Source organism: Ralstonia pickettii (assembly GCF_001699815.1).
GTDB lineage: Bacteria > Pseudomonadota > Gammaproteobacteria > Burkholderiales > Burkholderiaceae > Ralstonia > Ralstonia thomasii.
The window spans coordinates 41,381-53,878 of record NZ_MCGB01000074.1 but is presented as its reverse complement, the minus strand read 5'-3'; the positions used below and the strand labels follow the sequence as shown (position 1 = coordinate 53,878).

10 protein-coding genes are annotated in these 12,498 nt (G+C 64.4%); 8 read left to right on the top strand and 2 right to left on the bottom strand.

The window, feature by feature from the left end; genetic code table 11:
• Positions 1–29: 29 nt before the first annotated feature.
• Complete coding sequence (locus tag BEK68_RS15215) at positions 30–1,862, top strand: ATP-binding response regulator (protein WP_012762697.1); 1,833 nt, start codon at positions 30–32, stop codon at positions 1,860–1,862.
• Positions 1,863–1,928: 66 nt separating this feature from the next.
• Here the strand turns inward: BEK68_RS15215 and BEK68_RS15210 are convergent, their stop codons facing one another.
• Complete coding sequence (locus BEK68_RS15210) at positions 1,929–2,594, bottom strand: response regulator transcription factor (RefSeq protein ID WP_004631976.1); 666 nt, start codon at positions 2,592–2,594, stop codon at positions 1,929–1,931.
• Positions 2,595–2,996: 402 nt separating this feature from the next.
• On the opposite strand from BEK68_RS15210, the gene purN reads away from it, so the two are divergent.
• The 7 genes from purN (at position 2,997) to nadC (ending at position 10,788) form a co-directional block, all read left to right on the top strand.
• Positions 2,997–3,647 carry a phosphoribosylglycinamide formyltransferase gene (gene purN / locus BEK68_RS15205; RefSeq protein WP_012436252.1) on the top strand — a complete coding sequence of 217 codons (651 nt, stop codon included), beginning with the start codon at positions 2,997–2,999 and terminating at the stop codon, positions 3,645–3,647.
• Positions 3,644–5,041 (top strand): RsmB/NOP family class I SAM-dependent RNA methyltransferase, encoded by a 1,398-nt coding sequence (locus tag BEK68_RS15200; RefSeq protein WP_012436251.1) that lies wholly within the window; start codon positions 3,644–3,646, stop codon positions 5,039–5,041. Before purN ends, BEK68_RS15200 begins: the two co-directional genes overlap by 4 nt.
• On the top strand, positions 5,038–5,622 hold the full coding sequence (locus BEK68_RS15195) for a phospholipase D family protein (RefSeq protein ID WP_004631983.1): 585 nt from the start codon (positions 5,038–5,040) through the stop codon (positions 5,620–5,622). The genes BEK68_RS15200 and BEK68_RS15195 overlap by 4 nt, the downstream gene beginning before the upstream one ends.
• On the top strand, positions 5,619–6,992 hold the full coding sequence (locus BEK68_RS15190) for a mechanosensitive ion channel family protein (protein WP_012436250.1): 1,374 nt from the start codon (positions 5,619–5,621) through the stop codon (positions 6,990–6,992). Before BEK68_RS15195 ends, BEK68_RS15190 begins: the two co-directional genes overlap by 4 nt.
• Positions 6,993–7,365: 373 nt before the next feature.
• The gene (locus BEK68_RS15185) at positions 7,366–8,556 is read left to right on the top strand and encodes a DesA family fatty acid desaturase (RefSeq protein WP_004631987.1); all 1,191 of its coding nucleotides are present in this window, start codon (positions 7,366–7,368) and stop codon (positions 8,554–8,556) included.
• A gap of 187 nt (positions 8,557–8,743) precedes the next feature.
• A complete protein-coding gene (gene nadA, locus BEK68_RS15180; RefSeq protein ID WP_012436249.1) occupies positions 8,744–9,892 on the top strand; it encodes a quinolinate synthase NadA in 1,149 nt (382 codons plus the stop codon).
• Positions 9,889–10,788 carry a carboxylating nicotinate-nucleotide diphosphorylase gene (gene nadC / locus BEK68_RS15175; RefSeq protein WP_004631991.1) on the top strand — a complete coding sequence of 300 codons (900 nt, stop codon included), beginning with the start codon at positions 9,889–9,891 and terminating at the stop codon, positions 10,786–10,788. The genes nadA and nadC overlap by 4 nt, the downstream gene beginning before the upstream one ends.
• Positions 10,789–10,797: 9 nt before the next feature.
• Here nadC and nadB read toward each other — a convergent pair whose 3' ends face one another.
• Positions 10,798–12,399 carry an L-aspartate oxidase gene (gene nadB / locus BEK68_RS15170; protein WP_012436248.1) on the bottom strand — a complete coding sequence of 534 codons (1,602 nt, stop codon included), beginning with the start codon at positions 12,397–12,399 and terminating at the stop codon, positions 10,798–10,800.
• Positions 12,400–12,498 lie beyond the last annotated feature (99 nt).

Below are 12,498 nucleotides of genomic sequence, written 5' to 3'. Positions count from 1 at the left end.
CGGTATCCAGTTTCTTCCCTACATCCCCCTTGAACGCCTCGCTGCGCCTTTTTTTCGCCAAGTTCGGGCTTGCCAGCCGCGCGCCGCTTGAACTGGATGCCCGAGCCAAGCTGCTCGCCGCCGTGCATCGCGGGGCGCCCATGGGGATCGCCGCCTCGGTCGTCCTGCCTGCCTTGACGGTCGCCGCGTTCTGGGATGCCTCCAACCGGCCGGGGCTATTGGGCTGGTGCCTGATCATGCTGTGCCTGACGGCGTCGGGCCTGCGCTTCTATTTCGGCTATCGCTACGACCTGACCCGCATGACGCTGGCCGCGCACACCCGCAAGTGGTGGACGGGCATGCACGTCATGTCGGCGGTGGGCGGGGTGGCGTGGGGCTGCTCGGCGGGGCTGTATCTGATGTCGCCGTCGCTGGAGTTCAGCAGCCTGCTGATGATCGTGATCATCGGTGTGGCGGCGGCGGCGGTGTTGTCGCAAGCGCCGGTGCCGTCGAGCCTCCTGATCCTCGGAACGGGCATCCTGGCGCCGCACTTTTTGCTGGCCGAGCAGGCGTTTCCGGGGCACGGGCTGTATTTGCGCGGCGTGCTGCTGTTCTTTGCGGCGCTGCTGACCCGGCATGCCGTGAACATCCACAACACGCTGGTGCGCGAAATCCAGTTGGAGAACGAGAGCCGCCAGCTCGCGCGCCGCTATCAGGATGAAAAGCAGCGCGCATTGTCGGCATCGGAAGAAAAATCGCGCTTCCTGGCCGCGGCCAGCCACGATTTGCGTCAGCCGGTGCATGCAATTGTGCTGCTGGTGGAGGCGTTGCGGGCGCGCAATCAGTCGGAATCCTTGGCGCCATTGGTGGAACAACTCGCCTCGGGCGCCGCGACCATCGACCTGCTGTTCCGCTCGCTGCTGGACCTGTCCAAGCTGGAGAGCCGCAAGACCTCGCCGACACTGGAGCCGGTGGATCTGGGCGAGGTGATCACCGAGGTGGTCCAGCAATTCATGCCGGATGCCCGCGCCAAGGGCCTGACGCTCGCGGCGCGCATTCCGCCGCTGCCGGTGTACGGGATGGCCGAGCCGGTGCTGCTGCGCCGGGCGCTGTTCAACCTGCTGCAGAACGCGCTGCGCTACACCGAGCGCGGTGGCGTGATGGTGGCGCTGCGCGTGCGCCAGAAGCATTTGCGGATCGAGGTGTGGGATACCGGTATCGGCATCGCGCCTGAGCATCAGAAAGACATTTTCTCGACCTACTACCAGGTCGAAAACCCAGAACGCGATCCGAGCCAGGGCTTGGGTTTGGGCCTGTCGATCTACAAGGAATGCGTGCGTCTGCTGCGCGGCACGTTCGGCGTGCGCTCGGTGCCGGGGCGCGGCTCGATGTTTTGGATGGCGCTGCGGCCGGTGCCCGCCGAGATCAAGGCGCCGCTGGCCACGCAGCCGCGCGCCGAGCAAAAGCGCGCCGTGCTCGATCAGCCGCGATTCTCCGGCGTGGTACTGGTCGTGGACGACGACCCGCAGATCCGCAAGGCCTGGCACGCGCTGCTCGAAGCGTGGGGCGTGGAAGTCCACAGTGCCGCCGATGGCCGCTCAGCCGAGCAACTGCTGGCGCGCGGCATCCGTCCGCAGATCATCTTCTGCGACTTGCGCCTGCCCGGGGAGGAAGACGGCCTGCAACTTCTCGAACGCTGGCAGGTTAGTCATCCGGATGCCCACGCCGTGCTGCTGACCGGCGATCGCAATTCCGCCGCCCTGGCGCGTGCCGAAGAAGCCGGCTATCTGCTACTGGCCAAGCCCATGGACCCGAACATGCTGCGCGTGCTGCTCAAGCGCTGGCTGCGCGGCCGCTCAGCCGAGCCGCAGGTGGCCTACTGATACGGATGGGAATGTAAAACGGCGCCGTCGATGGCGGCGCCGGATTGAAGAGGCCAGACGCTCAGTTCAGGCCGCGCCCGTCAGGCGAAAACGCTCCATGCGCGAAATGATCTGGATGCGCGTGCGCACGCCCAGCCGCTGCAAAATCGCCGAGACATGCTCTTTGACGGTGTTTTCCGTCAGGCCCAGCTGACGTGCGATCGACTTGTTCGGCAGACCTTCGAGCAGCAGCGCGAGCACCGAGCCCTGACGCGGCGTCAGTCCCAGTTCGGCCGGCGTGATGGGGATGCCGTGCGAAGCGCCGCCCTTGCCATTGATGCCGCCCATATCGTCTTCCGACGGGAAGGACGCATCGCCGCCAAAGATGCCGGCCACTGCCTTGGAGAACGCATGGGCATCGGCATGCTTGCCGATGAAGCCGATGGCGCCCAGCGCTTGGGCCTTGGCGACGATTTCCGGCGTGTTTTCCGCCGACATGAAGGCAAAGCGCGCTTCCGGCAGTTTGCCGCGCAGTTCACGCATGGCATCGAAGCCGGTGCAATCGGACAGCCATACATCGAGCAGCACGACGTCAGGCCGGACGCCTTCTTCAACCAGCGCAAGCGCCTGGCGCCGGCCAATGGCCGCGTGCACCTGAACTTCAGGCAAGGCGTGTGCAAGAAACGTGGTCGTGCCAGACAAGGCGAGAGGGTGGTCGTCGACCACCAGCAGGCTACGCAGCGAGCTCGTCATTCTTATTCCCCGGTGAGGGCAGAGCCCTCTTGTTGTTGTACGCGTGTCGACCCGGCGCGGGCGATGGCCGACTGGCCGGGTTTATCACCCTGAGCCGATCGACCGTCACGGTATCGCCCGCACGATGTTGCAGCGCAGGATGAACGGACGTTTGATTTGCGTCGAATCATCGCGGGCTGCACACCCGACCCCTCGGGAGCGCGGACATTTATGGTGCTGAGATTATCAGAGCGCGCCAATGCACGCCAACGGTTGCCCCTTCCTTTTGCGGGTGCGACAAGGTTTTTGCCGGCACCCGTCGGCAAAATGCCACGGTGACTGCAAAAGCGCCCGCGGCATGGCCTTGCAGCCGTCACACCCGATTTTCTCGGGGAACGGCGGCGCACTTGATAAAATGCCGCGATGAAAAACATCGTCATTCTCATTTCCGGACGCGGCTCCAATATGGAAGCCATTGTCCGCGCCTGTCAGGCCGAAGGTTGGTCGGGACGCATTGCCGCCGTCATTTCTAATCGGCCCGATGCGGCAGGACTTAAATTTGCCGCTTCGCACGGCATTGCCACCGCGGTGGTCGACCACAAGGCTTTCCCCGATCGCGACAGCTTCGATGCCGCCCTGGCGCAGGTGATCGACGGCTTTTCGCCGGATCTGGTGGTGCTGGCCGGTTTCATGCGCATCCTCACGCCCGGCTTTGTAAAGCGCTACGCCGGCCGCATGCTGAACATTCATCCGTCGCTGCTGCCGTGCTTCCCCGGGTTGCACACGCACGAGGCCGCGCTGGCCATGGGCGTGAAGGTGCATGGCGCGACTGTACATTTCGTCACCGCCGACCTGGATCACGGCCCGATCGTGCTGCAGGCCATCATCGACGTGCGTCAAGGCGACACGCCTGACTCGCTGGCCGGGCGGCTGCTGGCACAGGAGCACACGATTTACCCGCGTGCCGTGCGCTGGTTCGTGGAAGGGCGGTTGTCGGTCGAACACGGTGTGGTGCGCGTCTCGCCGGATGAATCGCAGCTTGTCATTGGCGTCAACGCCCGGGAGGCAGCATGAGCCAGAATCGTCAGCGTTCGGGCGGCAATGGAAGCGGCGGCGGGTCGGGCAACAAGCGCGCGGGTTCGGGTGGTGGCGGCTGGTATCGGGCCCCGCAGGGCAAGCCTGCACCCCGCAGCGCGCCGCGCCCCCGCACGGGCGTGCATGGCAGCCACCTGGAACACCTGGACAAGGTGCTTGCGCGCCTGCTGCACTTTGCGGCTCCCGCCGACATGGTGGTCAGCCAGTATTTCCGTGAGCACCACGAACTTGGCCACCGCGAGCGCGGCATCATCGCCGAAGCGGCGTTTGCCGTGCTGCGCCGCAAGGTGGAATTCGGCCAGTTTGCCGAGAGCGGCACGGGCCCGGCGCGTCGTCGCCTGGTGCTGCTGGGCTTGCTGCAGACCGCCGGGCGTGAGGCCATTGCCCCGTTCCTGAACCCCGTAGAAGCCGAATGGCTGGATCGCTGGGAAAACCGTGACCGCGCCGCGCTGGCGGCCCGCGTGCGCGCCAACCTGCCCGACTGGCTCTTCGATGCGCTAGTTGCCCAGCACGGTGCGGAGTTCACCGAAGCACTGGCGCAAGCATGGCTCACGCCGGCGCCGCTGGACTTGCGCGTGAACACGCTCAAGGGCGAACGCGACGCCGTACTCGCCACGCTTGCCGAAGCCGGTATTGAAGGCAGTGCAGCGCCGCTCTCGCCGGTGGGCATTCGCCTGGCCGGCAAGCCGGCGTTGAACAAGCTCGATATCTTCACCAACGGCACGGTCGAGGTGCAGGACGAGGGCAGCCAACTGCTGTGCCAATTGCTGGCACCCAAGCGCGGCGAGATGGTGGTCGATTTCTGCGCCGGCGCCGGTGGCAAGACCCTGGCGATCGGCGCGGCGATGCGCTCGACCGGGCGCCTGTATGCCTTCGACGTATCGGAAAAGCGCTTGTCGAACCTGGGCCCGCGCCTGGCGCGCAGCGGTTTGTCCAACGTGCATCCCGGTCGCATCGACAGCGAGCACGATGCCAAGGTCAAGCGCCTGGCGGGCAAGATCGATCGTGTGTTGGTCGACGCGCCGTGCAGCGGCTTGGGCACGCTGCGCCGCAATCCGGACCTGAAGTGGCGCCAGTCCGCACAGGCCGTGGAAGAAATGTCGGCCAAGCAGTTGTCGATCCTGACATCGGCGGCGCGGCTGCTGAAGCCGGGCGGTCGCCTCGTCTACGCGACCTGCAGCGTGCTGGCGCGCGAGAACCAGCAGGTGGTTGAGCAGTTCCTGGCCGCGCATGAAGATTTCGTGCTCGTGCCCGCCGGTGAGGTGCTGGCCGCGCAGAAGATCGCGCTGGAAATGGGGCCTTACCTGGAGCTGTATCCACACACACATCAGACCGACGGCTTCTTCGCGGCCGTGCTGGAGCGCCGCGCATGATGGTGCGCCGCTTGGGGTGGCTGCTGGCCGCATGGCTGGCGTTTGCTGCAGGTGGTGTCGCACTGGCCCGCAGCGCGCCGCCGGTGCAGCCGGCCAAGGGCACGGTGCAGGCAGCGTTTACGCCGGATGACGACATCGAAGGGTTGTTGGCCGATGCCATTGACCAGGCGCGCGAGCAGGTGCTGGTGCAGGCGTATCTGCTGTCGAACAAGGCGATTACGCGTGCGCTGCTGGCGGCGCATCAGCGTGGCGTTGATGTGCGCGTGCTGGCCGATCGCGAGCAGATGACGCGCTCCGGCGGCAGCCGCGTGCCCGAGGTCGCCAATGCGGGCATCCCAGTCTGGCTGGAGGTGCGCTATAAAAATGCGCACAACAAGGTCATCGTGATCGACCCGCGCGGCGCGCATCCGGTGCTGGTCACCGGCAGCTTCAATTTCACGCAGACCGCGCAGCGCGGCAATGCCGAGAACGTACTGATCGTGCGCGGCGACGCCGATCTCGCCCAGCGCTATGCCGCCAACTGGCAGAAGCATGCGGGTGACGCGTTGCCCTATCGAGCCCAACAACCGGCCGCCCAATGAACGGATTGCCGCTGAACCTGAACCACATCGCGCTGGGCCACATGATCGACGACATTGTCTTCGATCTGGGTGGCCCTCGCTTTATCTGGCAGCTGGGTGTGCTGCTGCTGGTGCTCGCGGCCGCCTGGCTGATAGCGCGGCCGATTTCGCGGCGCTTGCACACGGCCCATGTGAACGACACGTTCGCCCTGCGTTTTGCCTGGTCGAGCCTGGAGCGGGCGATGTTCCCGCTGATCGGCTGGCTGCTGGTGGTGGGCGCGCGCTACGCCCTGATCGGCACCATGCCGATCAGCGTGTTCCGGCTGGCTGCGGTGCCGCTGTTTGGCCTGGCGATCCTCTATCTCGGCTTCTACGTGCTGCGTCGCGTGCTGTCGGCCAACGGCGAACTGCACGGCATGCTGGTCGTCGCCGAGCGCGTGCTGACCACGCTCATGTGGATGGGCATGGTGCTCTACGTGCTGGGTGTGCTGGGCGATGTGGTGGACTATCTTGACGGCATTCGCTTTGCGCTGGGCGGCAAGCAGAAGGTGAGCCTTGCCGCCATGCTGATGGGCGTGGTCTGGATTCTCGTCACCGTGCTCGTGGCGATGTGGTTCGGCTCGTGGCTGGATAGCCGCATCACGCGTGCTTCCGCGATTGATGCCAACCTGAAGGTGGTGCTATCGCGCGTGACCAAGGCGGTGCTGCTGCTGGTGTCGTTGCTGCTGAGCCTGTCGCTGGTTGGCATCGACCTGACGGTGCTGTCGGTGTTTGGCGGCGCGCTGGGCGTTGGCCTGGGCTTCGGCTTGCAGAAGATCGCCAGCAATTACGTCTCGGGCTTCATCATCCTGCTCGAGCGCTCACTCAAGCTGGGCGATCAGATTACCGTCAGCACGTACACCGGCATCGTCACGCAGATCCGCACCCGCTATACCGTGGTGCGCAATGGCGACGGCGATACGCTGGTTCCGAACGAACTGATGGTCGCGCAGGCCGTGCAAAACCATAACGAGCGCGGCACCGTGCGCGTGGCGGTGCGCGTGCAGGCATCGTATGCCGCCGACCCCGAAGCCGTGCTGGCGCTACTGGTGCAATGCGCCGAGGGCATCCCGCGTGTTCTGCCCGAGCCGGCGCCCGCCGCTTTCATGGCTCTGTTCGCCGACAGCGGTATCGAGTACGAACTTGGCGTGTGGATCGCCGATCCGCACAATGGCAAGCTGGGCGTGCAGTCCGACCTGAACCGCGCCATCTATCGTCGCTTCAAGGAGGCTGGCATCGAGATTCCGTACCCACAACGCGAAGTGCGTGTCCTGGGCTCGCTGGCCTTGCAGGGCGCTTCAGGCACTTCGGGTGATGTGGCGGCCTCTTCCAGCGCACCCCTGCCGACTTAGCACACCTGCGGGCGGAACGGTGCCCACTTGCCTGAGGTCAAACCAGCGGTTTTCCCCCATGGAATCGAGGGGGTATTCGGTTAAAATGTTGGATGATCCCACGTAGGAATTGACGGCCCCGTCGCAAAGGCATCGCACTTGCGACAAGACGCCGCGAATACCTTGTATTGCGCTGGGGCGGAGGTCATATAAACGGCGGTCGGAAAGCTCGCCGATGTGACGCGCAAGCCGGGTGTCAACACCCGAATCCCCGCCAACACGACCCCATTGTCGTAACGCTGCGACAGTGGATGGCCTTAAGAGGCAGCAACGTCCGGATCGATTGATGGACCAAAGGCTGCTTTGATCACCCGAGTTGACCACGGAGAACACTTTGATCGACTCCTTTCTGACTTTCCTTGCCAACGGCACCCTGGATTGGGCCTGGTGGCAGATCCTGATTTTCACGCTGGTGATGACGCACATCACGATCGCCAGCGTCACGATTTTTCTGCACCGCTGCCAGGCGCACCGTGCGCTGGACGTGCATCCCATCGCCGGACACTTCTTCCGTTTCTGGCTGTGGCTAACCACGGGCATGGTCACCAAGGAATGGACCGCCATTCACCGTAAGCACCACGCCAAGTGCGAAACCGAAGAGGATCCGCACAGCCCGCAGACCCGAGGCATCCGCAAGGTGCTGATGGAAGGCGCGGAGCTGTATCGCGCTGAGGCCAAGAACAAGGAAACGATCCAGAAGTTCGGCCACGGTACGCCAGACGATTGGGTCGAGAAGAACGTGTATTCGAAGTTCACGTGGCAGGGCGTCGGTTTGATGCTGATCCTGGACGTGCTGATGTTCGGCGCGCTGGGCCTCACGGTGTGGGCGGTGCAGATGCTGTGGATTCCGATCCACGCTGCCGGCATCATCAATGGTTTGGGCCACTTCTGGGGCTACCGCAACTTCGACTGCGAAGACGCTTCGACCAACGTGTCGCCGTGGGGCATCATCATCGGCGGCGAAGAACTGCACAACAACCACCACACGTACGCTACGTCGGCCAAGTTTTCGGTCAAGTGGTACGAGTTCGATATCGGCTGGGGCTACATCCGCGCGCTGGAAATCGTCGGTTTGGCGAAAGTCAAGAAAGTGGCGCCCAAGGCCCGTTTTGGCGACGTGAAGCCGGTCGACCAGAACACGCTGGAAGCCATCATCGCCAACCGCTACGACGTGATGGCCCGCTACGCGAAGACCGTCAAGGCGGCCTACCGCCAGGAGCTGGCCAAGCTGAAGGACTCGCGCGCTGTCGAGTACCGCGCACTCAAGCCGGCCCGCAAGTGGTTCCACCGCGACGAGACGAAACTGGGCGCGCCGCAGCGCGAGCAGCTCTCCCAAATCGTGTCGGACCATTCGGCGCTGCACACCTTCGTTGAGATGCGCCGTGAGCTTGGCGCCCTGTGGGGCCGATCGAACGCCACGCGTGAGCAACTGCTGTATCAGCTGCAAGAGTGGTGCAAGCGTGCTGAGGAAAGCGGTATCCACGCGCTGCAGGAATTTGCTGTGCGCCTGCGCCGTTACGCCTGAGTTTCTTGTTTCATAGGTGAAGCCCCGCTCCGCAGCGGGGCTTTTCTTTTGGGTAAACTGCCACAACTTACATTTTTAGCAAGCCGCGACAATGTATCGCGGTGCCAGTCCTCCTCACACGCCGTCCGTTTCATTGCCGCGCCAGCTTCTTGGCGCTTTCACAGCGCGAATGGACGCGGAGACCACCATGGAAACCCACATCAAGACGGTTGAATTCGAGCGCCCGGATATGCTTTCCGAGGCGCAATCCGGCGCCAGTTGCGTGGCTCACGCCTGGGCCAAGGTGCCGCCGGTGCTGTCGCGTGAGGAACGCGACGAACTGAAGGCCCGCATCAAGCGCCTGCTCAAGGAACGCGAGGCCGTGCTGGTCGCGCACTACTACGTTGACGCCGACCTTCAGGATCTGGCCGAGGAGACCGGTGGCTGCGTGTCCGATTCGCTGGAGATGGCGCGCTTTGGCCGCGACCATTCGGCTAAGACATTGATCGTGGCGGGCGTGCGCTTCATGGGCGAGACCGCCAAGATTCTGAGTCCTGAAAAGACCGTGCTGATGCCTGATCTGGATGCGACCTGCTCGTTGGATCTGGGTTGCCCGCCGGATGAGTTCGCCGCCTTCTGCGACGCGCATCCGGATCGCACCGTGGTCGTCTATGCCAATACCAGCGCCGCCGTGAAGGCGCGCGCGGACTGGATGGTGACGTCTTCCATCGGCCTGAAGATCGTGCAGCACCTGCACGCGCAGGGAAAGAAGATCCTGTGGGCACCCGATCGCCATCTCGGCAGCTACATTCAGAAGCAGACCGGCGCCGACATGCTGATGTGGCAGGGCTCGTGCTTGGTGCACGACGAATTCAAGGGCGTGGAGCTTGACCTGCTGCGTGCCGAGCACCCGAACGCGAAGATTCTCGTGCATCCGGAATCGCCGGAATCGGTCGTGGCCCAGGCCGATGTCGTGGGTTCGACTTCGCAGCTGATTGCCGCAGCGCAGTCATTGTCGGCGCAGGAATTTATTGTCGCGACCGACAACGGCATCCTGCACAAGATGCGCATGGCCGCCCCGGGCAAGCGCTTCATCGAGGCGCCGACCGCCGGCAACGCTGCCACCTGCAAGAGCTGCGCGCATTGCCCCTGGATGGCGATGAACGCGCTGACCAATCTGGCCGAGGTGCTGGAAACCGGTCGCAACGAGATCCACGTCGATCCGGCCATCGGGCGGCAAGCCGTGGTCTGCATCGATCGCATGCTGGACTTTGCCGCGCGCGAGAAAGCCACGGTTCGCCCGCAAGGCGACCTGGCCGCGAACGCACAACTCTTTCAAGGAATCGGCCCGGCATGACGGCAACACAGATGAACACGACGCGTCTCGCCCCTGCGGCTGAGGCAATTTTCGATGGCTTTGGCCCGGCACTGCGCGAGGCGTTGTCCGCGAATGTGGCCGCAGCCATTGCCGAGGACGTTGGCACGGGCGACCGCACTGGCTTGCTGATCCCCGCCGATCGCCTTGCGCGCGCGCGCGTGATCGTGCGTGAGCACGCCGTGCTCTGCGGCACACCCTGGTTCGATGCGTGCATGCGCGCCGTTGACCCGACGCTGCGGGTCACGTGGCGTCAGCACGAAGGCGATCGCATGGCGCCCGATTCCGTGGTGTGCGAGATCGAGGGCCCGGCGCGTTCGCTGTTGACGGCTGAGCGCCCGTCGCTGAACTTCCTGCAGTTGCTGTCCGGTGTGGCGACGGCGACTTCGCGTTACGCCGCAGCCGTCGAAGGCACGCGCGCCCGCGTGCTCGACACACGTAAGACGCTGCCGGGCCTGCGCCTGGCGCAGAAGTACGCCGTGCGGATCGGTGGCGGCGAGAATCAGCGCTTAGCCTTGTACGACGGCATCCTGATCAAGGAAAACCACATCGCTGCGGCAGGTGGCGTGACAGCGGCCCTGCGTGCGGCGCAGGCGCTGAACGCAGGCGTGACGATTCAGGTTGAGGTGGAAACGCTCGCGCAGCTGGATGAAGCACTGGCGGCAGGTGCCACGTCCGTGCTGCTCGACAACTTCGAACCGCCCGCGATGCGCGAGGCTGTGCGCGTAACGGCGGGCAGGGCGCTGCTCGAGGTGTCCGGCGGCGTAAACATCGAGACGATCCGCACCTTTGCCGAGACCGGCGTGGACCGAATCTCCGTCGGCGCGCTCACGAAGGACGTGCGCGCAACCGACTTCTCTTTGCGGATCGTCGACTAAGGCTAAGCCTCAGCGTTTCCGGGCGATCTGCCGATGGGTCGGCTGCATGACCGTCGGCAGTGCCTTGGGTAGCGTTTCGGGGTAGTCGCGCGAGAAATGCAGGCCGCGGCTCTCATGCCGTGACAGCGCACTGTCGACGATCAGCGAGGCGGCCTCGACGAGGTTGCGCAGCTCGAGCAGATCGTGGCTCACGCGGAAGTTGGCGTAGTACTCCGTAATCTCTTCGCGCAACAGCGCAATGCGGTGCTGCGCCCGCTCCAGCCGCTTGTTCGTGCGCACGATGCCGACGTAGTTCCACATCATGCGACGCAGTTCGTCCCAGTTGTGCGAGACGACGACTTCCTCATCGGGATCGGTCACGCGGCTCTCATCCCACGCGGGAATCTGCACCGAGGTCGGGTTCGAGGGCGGCTGCGCCAGGATGTCTTCCGCCGCGCCACGCCCGATCACCATGCATTCCAGCAGCGAATTGCTCGCCAGCCGGTTGGCGCCGTGCAGGCCGGTGTAAGCAGTCTCGCCAACGGCGTACAGGCCGGCGATATCCGTGCGCCCGAGGTGGTCTGTGACCACACCGCCGCACGTGTAGTGCGCCGCCGGCACGACCGGAATCGGTTGGCGCGTGATGTCGATGCCCAGCTCCAGGCAGCGCGCCATGATGGTCGGGAAATGTTCCTTGAGGAACGCCGGGCTCTGATGGCTGATGTCCAGATAGACGCAGTCCAGCCCACGCTTCTTCATCTCGAAGTCGATCGCGCGGGCGACGATATCGCGCGGAGCCAGTTCTGCGCGATCGTCGTGCGCGGGCATGAAACGCGTGCCGTCGGGCAGGATCAGCTTGCCGCCTTCACCGCGCACGGCCTCGGTAATCAGGAAGGACTTCGCGAACGGGTGGTACAGGCACGTGGGGTGGAACTGGATGAACTCCATGTTCGCCACGCGGCAGCCCGCTCGCCACGCCATGGCAATACCGTCGCCGCTGGCCGTGTCCGGATTCGTCGTGTAGAGATAGACCTTACCCGCACCGCCCGTGGCCATCACGGTTTGGCTCGCGGTAATCGTCTTGACATGGCCCGATGCAATGTCGAGCGCGTAGAGGCCATGGCAACGCATGCCCGGCCGACCCAGCTTCGCATCGGTAATCAGGTCGATCGCGAAGTGGTCTTCCAGCAGCGTGATGTTCGGGTGGTTGCGTACCTTCTCAACCAGCGTCGTGACGACGGCATGGCCGGTGGCATCGGCTGCGTGGATGATGCGTCGATGGCGATGGCCGCCTTCGCGTGTCAGGTGGAAGCCGAGTTCGGCCTGCTCATCGCGCGTGAAAGGCACGCCATGGCTGATCAGCCATTCAATGGCCGAGCGCCCGTTCTCGACGATGTAGCGGGTAGCCGCTTCATCGCACAGTCCTGCGCCAGCGATGAGCGTGTCGTCGACGTGTTCGTCATGGCTGTCGCCCGAATCGAGCACGGCGGCAATGCCGCCCTGCGCCCAATCGCTGGCGCCTTCCGGCAGGCTGCGTTTGCTGATGACGACCACGCGGCGGTGATCGGCTAGGTGCAGGGCGACGGTCAGGCCCGCCAAGCCGCTGCCAACAACGGCAACATCGAAATTCATGGAAGACGCGGAACGCGGTTCAGACGCAACTGGTAAATAACACAGTCGCGTGTCAATCGGAAAGAGGAGCAGTGTACACCGCAGCATGCGCCAAACCGC

Coding starts and splice junctions, on each gene's coding strand:
- BEK68_RS15210 (WP_004631976.1), bottom strand. CDS start 2,594: ATGACGAGCTCGCTGCGTAGCCTGCTGGTGGTCGACGACCACCCTCTC.
- purN (WP_012436252.1), top strand. CDS start 2,997: ATGAAAAACATCGTCATTCTCATTTCCGGACGCGGCTCCAATATGGAA.
- BEK68_RS15200 (WP_012436251.1), top strand. CDS start 3,644: ATGAGCCAGAATCGTCAGCGTTCGGGCGGCAATGGAAGCGGCGGCGGG.
- BEK68_RS15195 (WP_004631983.1), top strand. CDS start 5,038: ATGATGGTGCGCCGCTTGGGGTGGCTGCTGGCCGCATGGCTGGCGTTT.
- BEK68_RS15190 (WP_012436250.1), top strand. CDS start 5,619: ATGAACGGATTGCCGCTGAACCTGAACCACATCGCGCTGGGCCACATG.
- nadA (WP_012436249.1), top strand. CDS start 8,744: ATGGAAACCCACATCAAGACGGTTGAATTCGAGCGCCCGGATATGCTT.
- nadC (WP_004631991.1), top strand. CDS start 9,889: ATGACGGCAACACAGATGAACACGACGCGTCTCGCCCCTGCGGCTGAG.
- nadB (WP_012436248.1), bottom strand. CDS start 12,399: ATGAATTTCGATGTTGCCGTTGTTGGCAGCGGCTTGGCGGGCCTGACC.